At 70.0% G+C, this 20,135-nt stretch carries 10 protein-coding genes; 5 read left to right on the forward strand and 5 right to left on the reverse strand.

Annotation, left to right across the window (positions count from 1 at the left end; translation table 11 throughout):
* The first annotated feature begins 147 nt into the window (after window positions 1-147).
* Window positions 148-3,279, forward strand: coding sequence for a TonB-dependent receptor domain-containing protein (locus tag KZ820_RS13215; RefSeq protein WP_308462221.1), 3,132 nt, complete (start codon window positions 148-150; stop codon window positions 3,277-3,279).
* Between the two features lie 161 nt (window positions 3,280-3,440).
* Window positions 3,441-5,063: an alkaline phosphatase D family protein gene (locus KZ820_RS13220; RefSeq protein ID WP_219749086.1), complete on the forward strand. Its 1,623-nt coding sequence runs from the start codon at window positions 3,441-3,443 to the stop codon at window positions 5,061-5,063.
* Between the two features lie 132 nt (window positions 5,064-5,195).
* On the opposite strand, the gene KZ820_RS13225 is transcribed toward KZ820_RS13220, so the two are convergent.
* The gene (locus KZ820_RS13225; protein WP_219749087.1) at window positions 5,196-5,579 is read right to left on the reverse strand and encodes a winged helix-turn-helix transcriptional regulator; all 384 of its coding nucleotides are present in this window, start codon (window positions 5,577-5,579) and stop codon (window positions 5,196-5,198) included.
* A 101-nt stretch (window positions 5,580-5,680) separates the two neighbouring features.
* On the opposite strand from KZ820_RS13225, the gene KZ820_RS13230 reads away from it, so the two are divergent.
* On the forward strand, window positions 5,681-6,793 hold the full coding sequence (locus KZ820_RS13230) for an NADH:flavin oxidoreductase (RefSeq protein ID WP_219749088.1): 1,113 nt from the start codon (window positions 5,681-5,683) through the stop codon (window positions 6,791-6,793).
* Window positions 6,794-7,260: 467 nt separating this feature from the next.
* Entirely contained in the window at window positions 7,261-7,449 is a 189-nt protein-coding gene (locus tag KZ820_RS13235; RefSeq protein WP_219749089.1) for a hypothetical protein, read from the forward strand.
* Window positions 7,450-7,456: 7 nt separating this feature from the next.
* Here KZ820_RS13235 and KZ820_RS22215 read toward each other — a convergent pair whose 3' ends face one another.
* From KZ820_RS22215 to KZ820_RS13250, 3 genes are all read right to left on the reverse strand, one after another.
* Window positions 7,457-8,797 (reverse strand): methyl-accepting chemotaxis protein, encoded by a 1,341-nt coding sequence (locus KZ820_RS22215; protein WP_308462222.1) that lies wholly within the window; start codon window positions 8,795-8,797, stop codon window positions 7,457-7,459.
* Between the two features lie 96 nt (window positions 8,798-8,893).
* Complete coding sequence (locus tag KZ820_RS13245; protein ID WP_219749090.1) at window positions 8,894-10,234, reverse strand: methyl-accepting chemotaxis protein; 1,341 nt, start codon at window positions 10,232-10,234, stop codon at window positions 8,894-8,896.
* A gap of 130 nt (window positions 10,235-10,364) precedes the next feature.
* Window positions 10,365-13,292 (reverse strand): TonB-dependent receptor domain-containing protein, encoded by a 2,928-nt coding sequence (locus KZ820_RS13250; RefSeq protein WP_219749091.1) that lies wholly within the window; start codon window positions 13,290-13,292, stop codon window positions 10,365-10,367.
* 291 nt (window positions 13,293-13,583) lie between these two features.
* Between KZ820_RS13250 and KZ820_RS13255 the strand changes: the two genes are divergently transcribed.
* Window positions 13,584-16,661 carry a TonB-dependent receptor gene (locus KZ820_RS13255; protein ID WP_219749092.1) on the forward strand — a complete coding sequence of 1,026 codons (3,078 nt, stop codon included), beginning with the start codon at window positions 13,584-13,586 and terminating at the stop codon, window positions 16,659-16,661.
* Window positions 16,662-16,711: 50 nt separating this feature from the next.
* On the opposite strand, the gene KZ820_RS13260 is transcribed toward KZ820_RS13255, so the two are convergent.
* Window positions 16,712-19,816 carry a TonB-dependent receptor plug domain-containing protein gene (locus KZ820_RS13260; protein ID WP_258048149.1) on the reverse strand — a complete coding sequence of 1,035 codons (3,105 nt, stop codon included), beginning with the start codon at window positions 19,814-19,816 and terminating at the stop codon, window positions 16,712-16,714.
* Between the last annotated feature and the right edge of the window lie 319 nt (window positions 19,817-20,135).

Consider the following 20,135-nt stretch of genomic DNA (forward strand, 5'->3'; position numbering starts at 1 on the left):
GTGGCTGGAGCGCCAGCAAGAGTTTACAATTCGGTGACGAGAGGGTCTTCTTAACCATCGTCGCAGCGGAGCGCCCGACTCCGCGCGACATGGGAAGCATGACGCTCGCGCTGCCCCCTGGCGCGCCGGCGCACCAGGGAGTCCATCGTGTCCGATCATCGTCTGTTCTCGCGCGCGTCGCTGCGCCACGGCGTCGCTTGCTCCGCGCTCGCGCTCGCCAGCCTGGCCGTCCTCGCCGCCGCGCCGGCCCATGCCCAGGCCGCCTCGCCGACCACGCCGCCGGTGCCGCAGAGCGAGCAGCCGCCCGCACCCGTCGAGCAAAGCCCGGTCGAGCCTGCCGCCGGCACCGAGGCGCCCGCGGGCGGCGACATCGTCGTCACCGGATCGATCCTGCGCACCACCGATCGCGCCAGCCCCTCCCCCGTCACCACGGTGAGCGCCGAGGCGCTCGACCAGCGCGGCGTCACCACGGTGCAGGAGGGCATCCAGCAGCTCACCTCGAACAACGGGCCGGCGCTGACCAACTCCTTCACCGCCAACGGCGCCTTCGCCGGCGGCGCGTCGGCGGTGTCGCTGCGCGGCCTGTCGACCAACTCGACGCTGGTGCTGTTCGACGGCGTCCGCGCGGCCTATTACCCGCTGTCCGACGACGGCACGCGCAACTTCGTCGACCTCAACACCATCCCCGACGACATCGTCGACCGCATCGAGGTGCTGCGCGACGGCGCCTCGTCGAGCTACGGCGCGGACGCGATCGCGGGCGTGGTCAACATCATCACCAAGCGCCAGTACAAGGGAATCGGCGGCCGCGCCGAGGCCGGGATCAGCGAGCGCGGCGACGCCTCCAACCAGCGGCTCAGCCTGATCGCGGGCACCGGCGACATCGACGACAACGGCTATAACGCTTATGTCAGCGGCTTCTATTTCCGCCAGAGCGCACTGTACAACCGTGACCGGCCGTATCCGTACAACACCGACGATCGCCGCCGTATCTGCAACGACGGCGAGTGCGGCCCCAACCAGGTGGTCAACGGGCTCGACGGCAACGGCGGCTACACCTTCTCCGAGGGCGTCTTCAACACCGGCGGGACGCTCTACGTGCGGCCGTTCGACCCGACCAACACCGACGCGCAGGGGCGCTACCAGCAGCTCAACCCGGCGCTCGGCTGCCGCACCGGGCCGAGCTACACGCTCAACGCCGCCGATCTGGCGCGCACCGACGCCGACGGCAACCTCGTCAACGCCGCCGCGCCGACCTCGGTGTGCCAGGACGATCTGGTCAACAATTACGGCGTGATCTCGCCGCAGATCGAGCGCTTCGGCGGGTCGGCGCGCTTCACCGCGCGGGTCGGCGACAATGCCGAGGCCTATGCCATGTTCAACTTCCAGCAGAGCCGCGTGGGGTACAGCGGCGGGAACGCGACGATCCGCGGCAACGCCAACGCGGGGATCGACTTCCCGCGCTTCACCACCAGCGGCACCGGCGGCGCCTTCGCCCCGGGCTCGTTCGCGCTGACGCTGCCGGCCTATATCTGTGACAACGGCGTGGGCGCGGCCAACGGGATCGACACCGGGTGCAACGCCAGTAACGGCACGCTGAACCCCAACAATCCTTTCGCCACGGCGGCGAACCCGCAGGTGGCCCGGATCGTCGGTCGGATCCCGAGCATCCGCACCTATGACGAGACGCGCAGCCGCGTGTACCGCGCCGCGCTCGGCATCAAGGGGCAGGTCGCCGACACCTGGGACTATGCCGTCGACGCCACCGCGATGCACACCGACCTGCGGCGATTGCAGCGCGGCTACGTCCGCATCGACAACCTGCTCACCGCGATCGCGCGCGGCACCTACAATTTCGTCGATCCGTTCGCCAACACGCAGGCGCAGCAGGACTTCCTCTCGCCCGACAACGTCAATGACGCGCAATCCGATCTGGCGCAGGTGCAGGCGACGCTCGGCCGCTCGCTCGCGACGCTGCCCGGCGGCCCGCTCCAGCTCGGCCTCGGCATCGCCTATCGCTACGAGTCGATCAACTCGCCGAGCGCCAACCCCGACTATAACGGCCCGACCGATCGCTATTTCGTGCTCAACGCCTTCGGCATCGACGGCAGCCGCTCGGTCTACTCGGCGTTCGGCGAGCTGAACGCGCCGATCGTCGACCAATTCCTCGTCAACGTCTCCGGCCGCTACGACAAATACTCGAGCGGGCAGAGCGCCTTCTCGCCCAAGGTCGGGGCCAAGTTCACGCCGTTCCGGCAGCTGGCGATCCGCGGCACCTACTCGCGCGGCTTCCGCATCCCGAGCTTCGGCGAGGCCAATTCGCTGCCGACCAGCGGCTTCGTCAACGCGTCGCCGAGCACCTATTCGGACGCTTTCCTGGCGCAATACGGCTGCTCGCAGGCGACCTTCACCTCCTGCCCGGCCTATATCAGCAACTCGTCCTACGGACAGACGACGCGCGCCACGCCCGACCTCAAGCCCGAGAAGTCGCGCAGCTTCACCGCGGGCGTGATCTTCGAGCCGATCCGCCAGCTGACGCTGACGGTCGACTATTTCAACATCAAGAAGACCGACGCGATCGCCGCGGCGGACAACCAGGCCGCGATCGACGCCTACAACGCCGGGCAGGACGCGCCCGCGGGCTTCGGCCTGGTGCCCGACGTGGTCGACCCGCGCTTCCCCAACGCGCGCCCGCGGCTCGCCTTCGTCGAGGCGAGCTACGTCAACGAGAACACGATCCGCTCGCAGGGCATCGACTTCGGCGCGACCGGCACGCTGGACATCGCCGACGACGTCAGCTTCACCTCGGCGGCACAGGCGAGCCTGATCCTCGAGCTGTCGACCGAGTTCGCCGACGGGTCGAAGCAGACCTACCAGGGCACGATCGGCAACTACAACCTGACCGCCGGGTCGGGCACGCCGCGGTGGCGCGGGACGTGGCAGAACACGCTCAACTACAAGGACTATACGCTGAGCGCGACGGCGCAATATTTCGACGGCTACAATCTCTCGGCGGAGGACCAGGGCGGCACGCGCGGCGACTGCTCGCTCAATCCCGGCTATGTGCCGTGCGACGTCAAGAGCTACATCACCGTCGATCTCACCGGCAGCGTCAAGATCAACGATCGCGCGACCTTCTACGTCAACGTGATCAACCTGCTCGACGACCTGCCGCCGATCGACCCGGTGACCTATGGCGCCAACCTCTACAATCCGGTGCAGGGCGGCACCGGCATCTTCGGGCGCATGTTCCGCGCCGGCTTCAAGGTGGGGCTGTGATCTAGCGTCACGCTTCGTACTGCCGTCATCCTGAACTCGTTTCAGGATGACGGCATCATCGGGAGGACGAGTCGCCGAAGCGGCGTTGCTCCTCCTGTCACACCGGCGTCACCGATCGGGCCGAGAGCGCGCGGGCACTCGCTCTCCGGGGAACCGTAACGATGACGCTCACGCTCTCCCGCCGCTCGCTGCTCGCCACCGGCATGCTCGGCCTCGGCGCGCTCGCGCTGCCCGGCTTCGCCGCGGCGCAGAGCGTGCTCGCCGCGCGCGGCTTCACCCACTCGGTCGCGAGCGGCGAGCCCGCGAGCGACTCGATGCTGCTGTGGACCCGCTACGTCCCCGCCAGCGGCGACTCGGCACGGCTGGTCGCCGAGATCAGCGACACCGCCGACTTCGCGCGCGTGATCGCGTCGGGCGCGTTCGTCACCGGTGCGTGGCGCGACTGGACCGCCAAGGTGACGCTCGACGGCCTGACCCCGGGCACCGACTATCACTACCGCTTCGTCGCCGCCGACGGCACGCGCTCGCCGGTCGGCCGCACCCGCACCTTGCCGGGCGATGGCGCGCGCGACTTCACCGCCGCGATCTTCTCCTGCTCCAACCTCGGCTTCGGCTGGTTCAACGCCTACGGCCACGCCGCCGCGCGCGACGACCTCGATCTGGTGATCCACCTCGGCGACTATTTCTACGAATATTCGCCGGGCAATTACCCGCCCAAGGCGGCGCAGGTGGCGGGGCGCGTGCCGCAGCCGCTGGCCGAGACGATCCACCTCGCCGACTATCGCCTGCGCTTCGCCAGCTATCGCGCCGACCCCGACCTGCAGGCGCTGCACGCGCGCGTGCCCTGGGTGGTGCAGTGGGACGATCACGAGAGCGCCAACGACAGCTGGGAGGGCGGCGCCGAGAACCACGACCCCGCCACCGAGGGTGACTGGAACCAGCGCCGCGCCGCCTCGGTCCAGGCCTATCGCGAGTGGATGCCGGTCAGCGAGGAGCCGTGGAAGGCCTATGAGATCGGCACGCTCGCGACCCTGTGGCGCACCGAGACGCGGCTGTTCGCGCGCTCGCGCCAGAACGAGATCGCGACGCTGCTGCGGTCGCCCGATCCCGCCGCCGCGCTCACGGCGTTCCGCGACGGCGCGTGGCAGGACCCGGCGGTCACGATGATGGGCTCGCAGCAGGAGGTGTGGCTGGCGCACGACCTGCGCCGCTCGGTCAAGCAGGGGCAGCGCTGGCAGGTGGTCGGCTTCGGCACGATCATGGGCAAGCAGCAGCTGCCCGTCGCGGCCGAGGCGCTGCTCGGCGGCGGCACCGGGCATGTCGACGATTACGTCCGCGGCGCGATCGCGGCGACGCGCGCCGGCGTGGCGTCGAACCTCGACTCCTGGGGCGGCTATCCCGCCGCCCGCGCGCGCTTCCTGCGCTCGGCGCAGGCGGCCGAGGCCGACCTCGTCGTGCTCAGCGGGGACAGCCACAATGCCTGGGCGTTCGACCTGGCGCAGGACGGCGCCGCGGGGGTCGAGTTCGCCGGCCAGGCGGTGACCTCGCCCGGGTTCGAGAGCGCCTTCGCCACCGACCCGGCGCGGGTCGCGCGGATGATGGTGGAGGGCAATCCCGAGCTCAAATGGTGCGACACGTCGCGGCGCGGCTATATGGCGCTGACGATCACGCCCGAGCAGGTGCGCAACGACTGGCTGTTCGTCGACACGATCCGCCAGCGCACGCCGCGCGCCAGCGTCGGCCACAGCGCGACGGTGCGGCGCGGGCGGCGGGCGATGGCGTAGGCTTTACTCCCCCTCCCCTTCAGGGGAGGGGCAGGGGTGGGGCGTCGCCGCGAGCGTCGTCGTTTGAGGAAGCGCCCCACCCCGACCCTCCCCTGAAGGGAAGGGAGTGGTCGGTGCGCACTTCCCACGACCTCACCCCGCGCGCGCGTCGAACGCCGCGCGCGCCGCGTCCACCTCGGGCATCGCCTCGCGCGTCCAGCGATACAGCGCGCGGAACGGCGGCTGGAGCGAGCGGCCCAGCGGCGTGATCGCATATTCCACCGCCACCGGGGAGGTCGCCAGCACGCGCCGCTCGACCAGGCCGTTGCGCTCCAGCCGGCGCAGGCATTGCGTCAGCGCCTTCTGCGTCACCCCCTCCAGCCCGCGCCGGATCGCGTTGAAGCGCAGCGGCCCGTCGTCGAGTACGGTCAGCACCATCATCGTCCATTTGTCGGCGATCTGGTCGAACAGGTCGCGGCTCGGGCAGTCGCTGGAGAAACGACGCCGGCACTCGGCCTTGTCCGCGGGCGGATGCATGGAGGTTTCCTCGACGATACCTAGTGACGCGGTGGCGCCTCATTGACACCTGGTATCCTAGATATACCTAAGAGGCGTCTATCGCAACGGAGCTTGCCCGCATGGCCTCGGCCGACATCCTCTTCCGCCCGTTTCGTCTCAAGTCGCTGGAGCTGGCGAACCGCATCGTCATGGCGCCCATGACGCGCACCTTCGCGCCCGAAGGTGTGCCGGGCGCCGCCAACGCGGCCTATTACCAGCGCCGCGCCGAGGGCGGCGTGGGTCTGATCCTGTCCGAGGGCACAGTGATCGATCGCCCCGCCGCGCGCAACGAACCCGCTATCCCCTTCTTCCACGGCGAGCGCGCGCTGGCGGGCTGGCAGCAGGTGATCGACGCGGTCCACGCCGCCGGCGGCAAGATGGGGCCGCAGCTGTGGCACACCGGCTCGACCAAGGGGCAGAGCGGCTGGGAGCCCGAGGTGGCGGTGGAGAGCCCGTCGGGGCTGCTCGCGCCCGACCGCCCGCGCGGCCAGACGATGAGCGAGGAGGATATCGCCGACACCGTCGCCGCCTTCGCGCGCGCGGCGGCCGACGCCCAGCGGCTCGGCTTCGACACGGTCGAGATCCACGGCGCGCATGGCTATCTGATCGACCAGTTCTTCTGGTCGGGCACCAACAAGCGCGAGGACCGCTACGGCGGCGCGACGATCCGCGAGCGCGCGCGGCTGGCGGGCGAGGTGGTGGCGGCGATCCGCGCCGCGGTGGGTGAGGATTATCCGCTCATCCTGCGCGTCAGCCAGTGGAAGCAGCAGGATTTCGGCGCGCGGCTGGCGCACACGCCCGACGAGATGGCGGACTGGCTCCAGCCGCTGGTCGACGCCGGGGTCGACGTGCTGCACTGCTCGCAGCGCCGCTTCTGGGAGCCCGAGTTCCCCGAGCTGGACGGCGCGCAGGGCCTCAACTTCGCGGGCTGGGCGAAGAAGCTGACCGGCGCGACGACGATCAGCGTCGGCTCGGTCGGCCTGTCGGGCGAGTTCATCGCGGCGTTCGGCGGCGAGGCGTCGCGGCCCGAAGGGCTGGAGCGGCTGATCGAGCGGATGGAGCGCGACGAGTTCGACCTGATCGCGGTGGGCCGCGCGCTGATCAGTGACCCGCAATGGGTCGCCAAGGTACGCGCCGGCGACAGCGACGGGCTGAAGGACTTCGACGCGAGCGCGCTGCGCGAGCTGGTGTGAGGTGAGGGCGGGCGGGGCGGGGGTTACGTCTCCCCCGCACCGCCTCGGCACTGTTCGTGGCCGTCGAGGCGGTGTGGCGAGCGTCGTCCCGTGTTCGCGCATAGTCAGGGCACGTAGAGGTAGGGCGCACCGCTGTGCTTGACCCGGGGGTCCCCGCATCCGCGGAAAACGGGGAGAGGCGCGCTCTCAAATCCCTTGTCCGTCATCCCCGCGCAGGCGGGGATCCGGACGCGCGGACGTCCGCGATGAAGCCGCCACGTCGGCGTGCATGGATCCCCGCCTGCGCGCGGATGACGAGCTAGGCTAGTGCAAGTGTCGGGGCTAGCGCCGTGCAGCGCTGCCGCGGTCGCAAGGCGTTCGCGTGGGTCAGCGTTCGCGCCGCCTTCCTTCCTATCGCTGCTCCTGCCTCCGAAGCGGTGCGAAGCGCCGCGCGATGCGTTATGCTCCGGTGAGTCGGAGACACGCGCATGTTCATGGACTTCCGCGATCAGCCCCCGCCGCCGCGCTGGGAGCCGCGTCCCCTGCGCCCGCGCCTGTCGGCGCGGCAGGAGCGCTGGCTCGGTCGGCTGGTGCTGGCCAACATGCTGCTGCTGCTGCTCGCCCCGATCGGCGGCGCCACGCTGATCGACGCGCTCCTCACCCTGTTCCGGAACTGAGCCGCGCTCACCCGCGCGCGCTGCGCGACCGCAGCGTGACGACGCGGCCGGGCGACTCGGCCGCGGCGAGCCGGAAGCGGCCGACCTGCCCGCCCAGTGTCGCGGCGCGCTCGGCCAGCCCGTGCGTGGCCGCGTTGGTCTGTTCGGCCATCGCCGCATTCTCCTGCGTCATGCGGCTCATCTCGGCGATGGCGCTGTTGACCTGCGCGATGCCGCGGGCCTGCTCGCGCGCACTCACCGCCACCTCGCCGACCAGGCCGCGCACGTCCTCGACCCGCGCGAGGATCTGGCGCAGCGCCGCGGCGGTCTCGCCGACGAGACGGACCCCCGCGCCGATCTCGCCGGTAGCGGCGGCGATCTGCGCCTTCACCTCGCTCGCCGCGGTGGCCGAGCGCTGCGCCAGCGCGCGCACCTCCTGCGCCACCACGGCGAAGCCGCGCCCGGCGTCGCCGGCGCGTGCCGCCTCGACGCCCGCGTTGAGCGCGAGCAGGTTGGTCTGGAAGGCGATGCCGTCGATCAGCGCGATGATCTCGCCGATCTCGCTGCCCGATCGCTCGATCCCCGTCATCGCCGCGATGGCCTGCTGCGCCACCGCGCCGCTCGCCGCTGCTTCGGCGCTCGCCTCCGCGGCGAGCCGATCGGCGCGTGCGCTGTCGTCGGCGCTGGTGGCGACGCTGCGGGTCAGCTGGTCGAGCGCCGCCGCGCTCTGTTCCAGCGCCGCCGCCTGGCGCTCGGTGCGGCCGCTGAGCGCGTCGGCCGCGTCGCGGATCTCGCGCGTGTCGCCGTCGATGGCGCGCGCGGTCTCGCCCACCGCGCCCACCATCTGGCGCAGGTCGCCGAGCAGGCGATTGTAGGCGGCGCGCACCGGCTCATATTGCTCGATCAGCCGGTCCTCCAACGGGCGGCTGAGATCGCCCTGGGCGAGCCGCCCGAGACCGTCGCTGAGCGCCGTCACCATCGACGCGACGTCGCTGAGGTCGCTGCACGTCACGATCGTCGCCGGGCGCCCGCGCCACCGCGTGGCGAACAGCATCATCATCGCCGGGAAGTCCGCGCCGCCGCGCCGCGTGCAGCGCCAACGAAACCGCAGCACGCCGCCGCGCTGCGACTCCTCGACGCGGCGCCGGATCAGCGTCTCCGTGGGGGTGCCGCAATCCTGCCGCTCCGGCGAGGTGATGCCCGCCGTCGCGCCGACGAACTCCTCACGCGCATAGCCGAACAAGGCGAGCGCGGCGGGATTGCAGTCGACGTAGATGCCGTCCTGGATGACATAGATCGCGTCGGGCGAGTTGGCGTAATAGACGTCTCCGACGCTCGGCGCGCGGTGATGCCTGATGATCGTTCGCACCCATCGCTCCCTTCTGACCACAACGGCCTCTCTATAGCCGGCCCGCCGCCGGGCGATCGGACGTCGCGCCGCGGCTGACCCGTGACGACCGGCGCGTCAGTCGAGCCGTGCCGGGATCGCGACCGCGCGCCTGCTCGTCGCGGCATCGAGCCGGAATCGTCCCGCGTCGCGTTCAAGCTGCGCCGCGCGCTCGGCGAGGTCGTGCGCGGCGGCCTTGGTCTGCTCGATCATCGCGGCATGCTGCTGCGTCGCGCCGCTCATCTCCGCCACCGCGACGTTGAGCTGGCCGATGCCGTCCGCCTCCTGCCGCGTGGCACGCGCGACGCGCGCGATGCGCTCGTCGATGCCGTCGATCTGCGCGAGGATGCGGTGCAGCGCCGCCGCGGTCTCGTCCACCAGGCCGACGCCGGCGTCGACTTGGCCCGCGGCGGCGCCGATCCGCTGCTTGACCTCGCGCGCCGCCGCGGCCGAGCGCTGCGCCAGCGCGCGTACCTCCTGTGCCACCACCGCGAAGCCGCGGCCCGCGTCGCCGGCGCGCGCCGCTTCGACCCCGGCGTTGAGCGCGAGCAGGTTGGTCTGGAAGGCGATGCCGTCGATCACGCCGATGATCTCGGCGATCGCGTGGCTGGACTGATCGATCTCGCGCATCGCCGCGATGGCGCGCTGCGCCAGCGTCGCGGTGGCGCCGGCATCGGCGCGGGCGGCGGCGGTGAGCGCACTCGCCGCGTCGGTCTCGCCCGCGGTGGCGGTGAGGCTGGCGGTGAGCTGATCGAGCGCCGCCGCGCTCTGCTCCAGCGCGGCGACCTGCCGCTCGATCCGGTCGGACACGCCCTCCGCGGCGACGCTGATCTCCGCGGTGCCGCCGCGCATCTCTCGCGCCCCCGTCGCCACTGCGCCGACGAGCCGGCGCAGGTCGTCGACCAAAGCGTTGAACGATCCGCGGATCGTCTCGTAGCGCGGCGCGAAGGCGGTGCGGATCGGCTGGGTGAGATCGCCCGCGGCGAGGCGGCCCAGACCAGCGGTGACGCCGCCGATCATCTGCGCGACGTCGGTGAGGTCGACGGTGGTGCCCACCACCATCGGCTCGCCGTCCAATTCGGCGGCGAGTAAGGTGACCAGCCCGGGAAACTGGCTGCCGTCCTTGCGCTGGCACTGCCACTCGAACCGCGCCACGCCGGTGCGGATCGCTTCCTGCGCGCGCGGCGTGATCAGCTCGGCCGAGGGCGTGCCGCACGGCTGCACCGCCGGCGAGAGCAGCGCGGGGCTGCTGCCGATGAACTCGTCGCGCGTATAGCCGAAGAGTTCCAGCGCGCCCGGGTTGCAGAAGAGGAAGCGATCGTTCCGCGCGGCGTAGATGGCGTCGGGCACGAGATGAACGAACAGCTCGGCGGGACTGGTTCGACGCTGCCACCAGCGTCCCGTGCGCCATTCCGTCAATCCGCCGCCCTCATGTTGGCGGCCCGTGGCCGCGCCCGACCCGTTCATTATAGCGGATCAGGCGCGGGGCGCGGGGCGCGGGGCGCGGAGTGCCGGGGCGGCGGCGGTGCGTGCCGCCGCCCGTCGCGGGTCAGAAGCCGTAGCTCAGCCGCGCGTAGCCGAAGCGGCCGGGCACGTCGTAGGTGGTCGGGTCGTAATTGTTGAGGCTGCACGAGAAGCAGGCGGGCGGATCGGTGTCGAACACGTTGTTGACGCCAAGGGTCAGCCCGATCTTCTCGTTCAGCCAGGACGGGCGGAACGACAGCTGGACGTCGCCGTAGAAGCGGCTCTTGAGCTTGTTGCCGCCCGAGGTCTCGATCACGTCGTCGATGTAGCGGCCGGTGAAGGCCGCCGCGACCGGGCCGATATCCCAGTCGAGCGTCGCCTGGCCCTTGAAGTGCGGATAGGCCTGGTCGGGGCTGCCGCGCTCGGTGCCGGTATAGTCGGTGCTGGTCGTGCCCTCGGTGGCGGGAACGATCTCCTCGTACTTGAGCAGGTAGTTGCCGCTGACCGACAGGCCGAACGTGCCGGCACCGGTCGGCTGCGTGCGCAGGTTGAAGGTGGCGTCGATCCCGCGGGTGCGGATGCCGCCGGTGTTGAGCAGCACGCCGTTGATCGCCGAGATGAAACCGTTCGGCGTGCGGCCGACCGCGCCGCACGACAGTGCGTCGCCGGTCTGGACGCAGCGGTTGAGCAGCACCGCCGCGGGGATCGACGCGATCGCGCCGTCGACCTTGATGTCGTAGTAATTGACCTCGAGGCTGAGCGCGCTGGCGAAGCCCTGTCGCGCCCAGGCCGGGCTGTACACGCCGCCGAACACCCAGGTGCGTGCCGTCTCCGGGCGCAGCGCTTCGTTGCCGCCGGTCTGCACGCTGATCTGGCCACCCTGCGGCTCGGTGTAGCTGCCGTCGGCGGGGACGCCGTTGGCGATGCAGTTGGCGCGCACCGTCGGGTTGCTCTGGAACAGGCCACCCGCGGCGCTGGTGCAGGGATCGTCCAGCGTCTGGTCGAAGCGCGACTGCGCGCCGAACAGCTCGCCGATCGAGGCGGCGCGATAGCTCTCAGCATATTGCGCGCGCAGCAGCAGGTCGCTGACCGGCTTCCACAGCGCGCCACCCGAGTAGGTGGTGTTGCCGCCGTAGGTCGAGAAGTTGGAGTGGCGCACCGCGCCGTTGAGCTCGACCAACTGGAGAAGCGGCACGTCGCGGATCAGCGGCAGCCGGATCTCGCCGTACACCTCGTCGACGTTGAAGCGGCCGCGCGCGGCCTGCGCGGGGATGTCGGCGCCCAGCCCGGCCTGGATGACCGGATCGGGGGTGAAGCTGCCCTGCTGGTAGCGATGCTCGTAGCCCGCGGCGATGCCGATCGGCCCGCCCGGCAGGTCGAACAGCTCGCCCGACACGTTGAGCGTGTAGTCGCGCAGCTGCTGCTGGCTGCGCGAGCGCTCGTCGAAGCCGACGAAGGCGAGCATCTCGGGCGTGACCGAGCCCTGGCCACCGAAGATGTTGAACGGCACGCAGCCGTCGGTGCACTGGCTCACCGGGCCGAGCGCCTGCGCCAGCCGCGCCGCGTTGAGGTTGCCGGTGAAGAGCTGGTGCGCGTCGTTGCTGCCCAGCACCGCGTTGGCGTCATAGTACCAGTTCTTGCCGAACAGCTGGAACTTGCCGTCGATCGTGCCGGTGACGCTGAAGGTGTCGACCGTCTGGTTGTAGGTGCGCTGCCCCGCCTCGATCAGGCGGCGCCCGATCAGCGAGTAGGTCGCGGGCTGGCCGTTGGCGCCCGAGTTGAGCGTGATCCCGAACGGATTGTACGGGTTGGTGGCGTCGATCGAGATCGTGTCGAGCAGGTTGCCGTTGCCCGCGTCCGGCCCGAGGTTGAGCGGCAGGAACGCCGCCTGGTTCTGCGACTGGCGATGCGCCCAGCTGGCCTTGAGGCGCAGGTTGAACAGGTCGCTGAACTCGGCGCGCGCGTTGACGAACCCGCCGTAACGCTCGTTCGGCGTCAGGAAGTAATTGTACGGTGCGAAGTTGAAACGGTCCGCGCTGGTGAAGGCGCGGAAGTCGCCGCCCTGCAGCGTGGGGTCGTACACCCCGCGACCGTTGAGCGGCGGGTTGCGCACGGTGATCGTGCCACCCGCGGGCAGCGAGGGGTTACCGGGGCTGAACACGATGCGGCCGTTGAGCGCGGCGCCGGAGCAGCCGCCGATCGCGTCGGTGCAGCTGGTCTGGCCCGGGTTGGGGAATTGCGAGATGTCGCGGTCGGCGGCGCGCACCGGGTCCTGCTTGGTGTAGAAGCCGCCGACGTCGAGGTGGACCCGCTCGCTGCCGCCGCCCCAGCTCAGCTGGTAGTTCTGCGTCTCGCCATCACCCTCGCCGAGATACTGGCCGTATTGCGCCTGCGCGCGGAAGCCCTTCTGGTTGGAGCGGGTGATGATGTTGACCACGCCGCCGATCGCGTCCGATCCGTACAGCGCCGAGGCGGCCGACTGGAGCACCTCGACGCGCTGGATCATCACGTCGGGGATCGAGTTGAGGTCGACCGTGCCGGGAATGCCGCTGGCGCTGGCGCCGTTGACGTAGCGCAGGCCATCGACCAGCACGAGCGTGCGCTTGGCGCCGAGGTAGCGCAGGTCGATCGCCGCCGAGCCGGCGCCGACGCCGCCGCCGTCGGGCGGATTGCCCGAGTTGCCCGAGTTGTTGAACTTCGAGTTGAGCCCGCCCGACGACGCCGGGATGCGCTGGAGCACGTCGGCAATCGAGGAAAGGCCGGTCTTGGCGATCGCGGCCTCGTCCACGGTGACGACGGGGGAGGGATTGTCGAGCGGGTCGCGGCGGATGCGTGAGCCGGTGACGACGACGTCCTCGCCGGTCTGCGCCGCGATCTGGGCGGCGTCCTGCTCGGGCGCGGCCTGGGCGTGCGCGACGCCGGGCAGCGCCGCGGCGGCGGTGAGCGCGAAGAGGCTCGACGTGAGCAGGCTGGGCGGGAGCAGGCGGTGACGTCGGGCGAGCGATCGCTTCATGGGTCTTCCCTGTGCTGCGGCGCCTTGGGTGGCGCCTGTCGGTCACGATGCTGCAAAGCAATAGGGGGTGGCGGCAAGGTTATTTGCGACCCGCTCCGCGCGGCGACAGATAATGTCGATCACTTGTGGTAAATAAGACACGATCGTGACAGTGGCGCTGTCATACCTGCTCGCCAAGATGGGCCACCGGCTATCTCGTGCGAACCGCCACTTCCTCCTTAGTCTTCGCTCTTCGTTGGCTCGTTCGGGCGGGACAGCGGAAGCGTCAATGATAGACAAGGGGAAGTAGAGATGCGGGCGACCCTTCGCGCCGGACGAGCGCTGCTGCCAGCCGCCGCGGCGAGATCGATCGCCTATCTATCCGCGTTCATACCCGCGCTTGTGGTGGCCGCACCGGTGCAGGCGCAGGACTATACCACCGGAGCGCTGTCCGGCACGGTGCAGCGCGCCGACGGCACGCGCGCGGAGGGCGGTACGGTGACGCTGCGATCCGAGGCGCAGGGGTTCACGCGCGCCGCGACGGTGTCGCGCGACGGCTCGTTCCGCGTCGCCGCCTTGCCGATCGGGCGCTACCAGGTGACGATCGACGTGCCCGGCGCGGCCACGCTGAGCGACACGGTGACGATCGGCGCGGGTGCGGTGAACGCCTATACGTTCACGGTCGGCGCGCCGGCGGCGGAAGAGCGCGCCGTGGCGGACGTGGTCGTCACCGGGCGCGCGCGGCGGGTCAACGATCTCGGGCCGGGTACCGGCGGCGTGGCGATCGGCGACGTCGGCGGGCTGCTCGATCGTTCCCCGATCGCGCGCGACCAGACCGCGCTGACGCTGCTCGCGCCCGGCACCAACGCGGGCGACACGACCTTCGGCAGCCTCGCCTCGCTGTCGGGCGCGACCGTGGCCGAGAACGCCTATTACGTGAACGGGCTGAACGTCACCAACTTCCGCACCTTCCTCGGCGGCAACACGCCGCCGATCGAATTCTACCAGTCGTTCACGGTGCAGACCTACGGCCTGCCGGCGGAGTTCGGCCGCGTGCTGGGCGGCGCGGTCACCGCCGTCACCAAGTCGGGCTCGAACCGCTTCAAGGCGGGCGCGTTGGTGAGCTACGCGCCCGATCGGCTGCGTGCGACCTCGCCCGACAGCTACGCCTGGCACTACCGCGAGCACGCGCGGAGCGAGGCGGAAGCCAATTATTACGTCAGCGGCCCGATCATCCGCGATCATCTGTTCTTCTACGCGCTCTACAACCCCAACAATCGCAGCGAGACCAAGGTCAACCTGCTCGACTCGCGCCAGGAGCGGAAGAGCGACCGTTCCCCCTTCTTCGGCGCCAAGGTCGACGCGGTGATCAGCGACGGCCAGCGGCTGGAGGCGACGTTCTTCCGCAACCGCTACACCGACCATTACCGCTATCGCGCCTTCGACGCCGCGAGCGACCGCGTCGGCGCGGCGATCGGCGGGATGGACGAGACGCACGGCGGCAACAATTTCATCGTCACCTACAATGGCCAGTTCGCGCCCTGGCTGTCACTGTCGGGATCGTACGGCGAGAACCACGATGTCCAGCCCTCGCATCCGCTGCCCGACCAGTCGGTGGTGGAGAGCACCTTGAGCGGGGACACCCGGATCGTCCGTGGCTTCGAGTATCTTCGCTCGGACGCGACCGACACGCGCCGCTTCTACCGCGCCGACGCGGACGCGCGCTTCCACCTCGCCGGCGCGCATCATGTCCGCACCGGCTACGAGCGCGAGCAGCTCACCTCCGCCGACACGACGGTGCGGACCGGCGGCTATTCCTACACGCTCACCCCCGACTACATTCGCCGCAGCTTCGCGCGCAACGCGGGCGTCTGGCACGCGCGCAACGAGTCCTTCTACGTGCAGGACAGTTGGTCGCTGCTCGGCGATCGGCTGACGCTCCAGCCGGGGCTGCGCGACGATCGCTTCAGCAACGACGCGGTCGACGGCGCCACCTTCTTCCGCTCGGGCGACCAATGGGGGCCGCGGCTCGGCGCCGCGCTGGACGTGTTCGGCGACCATCGCACCAGCCTGTTCGGCTCGTGGAACCGCTACTTCCTGCCGGTCTCGACCGACATCGACGTGCATCTCGGCGGTGCCGGGCTGAACTATCAGCAGGATTTCGCTTACCCCGCCGGGGTCGACCCGCGCGCGGTCGATCCCGCGGGCGTGCCGCTCGGCCTGCGCTTCGACGCGCGCGGCAACCTGCTCGGGCTCGGTGCGGCGACCCGCGGCCATCCGTGCCCCGCCGTCGCGCCTAACGCGGGCGAGCTCTGCTCGGGCGTCTTCCGCAGCGGCGTCAAGGTGCCGACCGACGGGCTGATCTCGAGCACACTCCAGCCGAACTACACCGACGAGTGGAACCTGGGCGTCGAGCAGCGGATCGGCGGGTGGCGGATCCGCGCCGCCTACGTCAATCGCCGGCTCGGCCGCGCGCTCGACGACATGGCGGTGGACGCCGCCGCGATTGCCTACTGCCGCGAGCAAGCGATCGCCGGCTGCGAGGACGTGTTCACCGGCTTCCACCAATATGTGCTCGCCAACCCGGGCAGCGACGTGACGGTGCGGCTCAACGGCCGCTGCGACGTCGATCCGCGCCAGTGCGGCGTGGCGCGGCTCAGCGCGGCGGCGCTGGCGCTGCCGAAGGCGCGGCGCGACTATGACAGCGTCCAGCTCGAGGTGCAGCGCGGCTATGCCGATCGCTGGTCGCTCCAGGCGAGCTACACCTTCACGCGGCTGCGCGGCAATTACGAGGGGTCGGTCAAGTCGGACAACGGCCAGCGCAACGCCGGCGAGACGCAGGATTTCGACCAACCCGGGCTGCTCGACGGGGCCTACGGCATCCTGCCCAACGAGCGCGCGCACACGGTCAAGCTGCTCGGCAGCTACGGCATCGGCGCGCACTGGCGGGTCGGTGCCAACGTGCTGGTCGAGTCACCGCGGCATTTCTCCTGCCTGGGCACCTATTACGACGCCGCGAACTTCGCCGCGGCCTATGACAACGGAAGCTATTATTGCGCGCAGCCGCGCTTCTCCGACCGTCGTGCCTTCCGCGACCCGGCGAGTGGCCGGGAGACGTATCTGGTGCCGCGCGGCACCGCCTTCGCGAGCGACTGGCGCCGCCAGCTCGACGTCAACGCGCAGCTCGACCTGCCGCGGCTGCCGGGCAGCTTCGTCTCGATCGACGTGTTCAACCTGCTCGGGCTGGCGGCGCGCACCGACTATAACGAATATGGCGAGAACCGCGCCGGCACGCTCGACCCGCATTACGGCCTGCCGCTCGAATATCAGCCGCCGCGCTCGCTGCGGCTGACGCTCGGCGTCCGTCTCGGCGAGCGCGGGGACGGGTGAGGGGAGCGGCCGTGCCTCCCGGCGGGGAGCGCACGGCCGCCCAGTCTACGTCACAGCCGGAGCGACACGCCCGCGACGATCTGCCGGCCGAGCGGGTCATAGCCCATGATCGTGTTGCCGCGCAGCAGCCCGATGGTCGAGCGGCTGTCGGGCACGATCGGCGGATCGCGGTCGAACAGGTTGTTGGCGGCGACGCGGAAGGTCATCTGCTTGCTGATGTCGAACGCCAGCGCCAGGTCGATCCAATTGTACGCGCCGATACCGGGGAACTGGTCACGCCGAGCGCTCTCGTCCTGCTGCGGGATGCCGGTGTCCTCGGGCGCGTAGAAGGTCAGCGGCATGGCCCCGCGGTGGCGCCAGTTGACCGAGACGCTGGTGCTGTTGTCCGGCGCGGTCCAGGTGGTGCGCAGCTGGTGCTGCCAGCGCGGCATGCTCTCGCCGCAGCCCGCGCCGAAATAGCCGGTGCAGTTGCGCTTGATCGCCGCGGGCGAGGCCTGGCCACCGTTGCGCGTCATCAGCGTGCCGTTGAAGCTCATGTCGAGCTTGCCGTAGTTGCCCAGGCCGAGATTGTACTGGCCCTGGAAGTCCCAGCCGTACGACTGCTCGGTATAGCCGTTCGACGAGCCACGTGCGACCCAGCCGCTCGCCGGGCTGGTCGCGGGCGAGCTCGACAGCGTGCCCGCGGCGTTGCGCACGATGCCGCGGCAGAAATACTCCAGTCCGGTATTGAGGCACTCGTTGATGATGTCCTGCGGCTGGAGGAACACCAGCTGATCCTTGAGGTCGATCAGCCAGCGGTCGATCGAGACGGTCAGCCCCGGCAGGAAGCGCGGGCGCAGCACCACGCCGAAGGTCTTGGTGAAGGCGCTCTCCGGCGTCAGGTTGAAGCCGCCCTCGCGCACGGTGCAGGCGTCGTTCGGGCAGATCAGGGTCGCGCTGCCGTAGAGGTTGGCGGGCAACCCGGTGTTGGCGCACTGCGCGGCGGTGCCGAGCGGCGCGAGCCGCGGGCCGTTGGGGTTGCCCGGGTCGATGCGCGGCGCGCAGGGATCGGAGTAGAAGCCCTGGTTCCACGTAATGTTGGTCGCCCCCGCCGCGGCGCCGACGCCGGGCGCCGCCTGCGACTTGTTGTACGAGGCGCGGAAGGTGATGTCCGCCACCGGCGACCACAGCCCCTCGATCTTCCAGGTATCGAACTTGCCGGCAAGCCGGTTGTACTTGGAAACGCGATAGCCACCGTTGAGCTGGAGCAGCCGCGTCCACGACTGGTCCTCGACCAGCGGCGCCTGGATCTCGGCGTTGGCCTCGAAGATGTTCTGCGTGACGCGCTGGTTCTGCCCGCCGTTGTTGGCGATATAGATGTCGTTGACGATCGTCCGCTCCATCTCCTCGCGATATTCGGCGCCGAGTGCGAGCGCGACGCCCTGCTGCGCGAACGGCGAGGTGATGCCGTATTTGCCGAGGTCACCGCTCACCGTGCCGAGGAACTGGAGCAGGCGCGGGATGCGCGTGCTGATCCCGCCGGTGGCGCCGCCGTATAGGTAGTCGTTGGTCGCCTGGTCGCGGTTGAAGGGCACGAAGGCGTTGAACGGCACGCAGCTGGGGTCGCTACCGTTGACGACCGAGCGGCAGGTCGGCGTGCCGCCCACGTTGATCACGTCGAGCGAGCGGTTGATCTGGTCGAAGCGGGCAAACGGCACGTCGATCGTGTCGAGCCGCGCGCGGGAGACCATGCCAGCGATGTCATAGGACCAGACGTCGTCGAAGCCCTTGCCGCGCAGGCCGGCGACGATGCGATAGCCCTCGTTGGTGAATTTCTGCTGGGTCAGCGGCAGACCGTCGAAGCGGTAGCGCACGTCGAGCGGCGCGAACGCGCCCGCCACACCCGCGTTGGTGCCGCACAGCACCTGCGCCTGCGATGCGGACAGGAAGGGATTGTCGCAGTTCACCTGGAACGGCGTGTCGCCGTAGACGGAGTAGCTGTACGTGCGGTTGAGTTGGGTATTGTACGACTTGTCACGATAGAACAGCACGTTGCTGTAAAGTTCGATGTCATCGGCCAGTTGCGCGGTGAGGAAACCGCCGACGTTGACGCGGTTGAACGGGCGCTGGAACGCCCAGTCGTCATACGGGTTCGCCGAGCTGCCCGCCGGCCCGCTGTTGATCGGGATTAAGGTGCCACTCCCGTTGGGGTTGTTGACGAACTGCTGCCCCGCGAAGGCACCCGACTGGGGGATGATCGTACCGGCCGGGGTGTAGCTGGCCCGCGTGCACGACAGCGGCGCGGTGTTGCTCGGCTGGGTCACCTCGCAGACGCTGTTCGAGCGATCCACCAGCTTGACCAAGCTCGACTGGCGATAGTTGATGAAGCTGGTGATGTTCACGCGTCCGTCGAACAGGTCGGCGCCGGCGGCGAGGCTGACGTCGGCGCGGCCGCCGTCGTTGCTCAGCCCGTTCACCGCGTTGAAGCCGGCGCGCTCGGCCGCTTCCGTCACCGCGCTGCCGCGGTTGTTGTGGTTGAAGAAGCTGTAGTTTCCGTCGAGGCGGACGCCGGTGAAGTTCTTCTTCAGCACGAAGTTGACCACGCCCGAGACCGCGTCCGACCCGTACACCGACGAGGCACCGCCGGTCAGCAGGTCGATCCGCTCGACCAGCGCGTTGGGGATGATGCCGACGTCGACCGTGTTGGGCAGGCCGATGCGCAGCCCGTCGATCAGCATCAGCGTGCGCTCATAGCCCAGGCTGCGCAGCTTGATCCGCTGGCGCCCCTCGGAATCGCTGAAGTTCTGCTCGGAGTTGACCTGCACCTGCGGCAGGCGGTTGACCACCTCCTCGATCGTGGTCGCGCCCTGCGCGGCGATGTCGGCGGCGGTGGTGGTGACGATCGGCGCGGCCGAGCGGTTGTTGGGGCGGACGATGCGCGTGCCGGTGACGACCACGTCGCCGCTGCTGGCGCTGCCGTCGGCCTCGCCGGCGCGCTGCACGTCGGCGGCGAGCTTGGCGGAGGCGACCGGGTCGCCGATCGGCCCCGCGCTTCCCTGGACCGTGCCCTGATCGGTGTCGGTCGCGCTATCGGTGGTGACCTGCGCCGCGGCGGGCAGCGCCATCAGCGCCGCCGCGCAACAGGACGCGGCGAGCATTCCCCTGAACATCATCATGTCTTCCCCTTCGTTCGCCAACGAGCGCGGGTGAGACATGCGCGCGCGGCGATCGCTGTCGCGCGACCTTCCCGCGCCCGCAAGCGCGCGGCTGGCTATTGGCCTTTACCGCGCGGCGGACCCGCTCCCTCCCGTGTTGGTAGGAACCATGCTGTCATGATGTCAGAGCCGAAACAATACCAATTTGACAATTGGATATGGGTGTGGCCGGAGCGCATCGCGCGGCGGCAGAGTGATGCCGACGCGGTGCACCGTGTGCCGCCGAAGCGAAGAGAAGCGGCAGCGTCGCTGACATAGATCAGTTGATCCTGATCAAGGA

The sequence above is a fragment of the Sphingomonas citri genome, from assembly GCF_019429485.1.
Classification (GTDB): Bacteria; Pseudomonadota; Alphaproteobacteria; order Sphingomonadales; family Sphingomonadaceae; genus Sphingomonas; species Sphingomonas citri.

Coding starts and splice junctions, on each gene's coding strand:
- KZ820_RS13225 (WP_219749087.1), bottom strand. CDS start 5,579: ATGCATCCGCCCGCGGACAAGGCCGAGTGCCGGCGTCGTTTCTCCAGC.
- KZ820_RS13260 (WP_258048149.1), bottom strand. CDS start 19,816: ATGATGATGTTCAGGGGAATGCTCGCCGCGTCCTGTTGCGCGGCGGCG.
- KZ820_RS13255 (WP_219749092.1), top strand. CDS start 13,584: ATGCGGGCGACCCTTCGCGCCGGACGAGCGCTGCTGCCAGCCGCCGCG.
- KZ820_RS13235 (WP_219749089.1), top strand. CDS start 7,261: ATGTTCATGGACTTCCGCGATCAGCCCCCGCCGCCGCGCTGGGAGCCG.
- KZ820_RS13230 (WP_219749088.1), top strand. CDS start 5,681: ATGGCCTCGGCCGACATCCTCTTCCGCCCGTTTCGTCTCAAGTCGCTG.
- KZ820_RS13250 (WP_219749091.1), bottom strand. CDS start 13,292: ATGAAGCGATCGCTCGCCCGACGTCACCGCCTGCTCCCGCCCAGCCTG.
- KZ820_RS13220 (WP_219749086.1), top strand. CDS start 3,441: ATGACGCTCACGCTCTCCCGCCGCTCGCTGCTCGCCACCGGCATGCTC.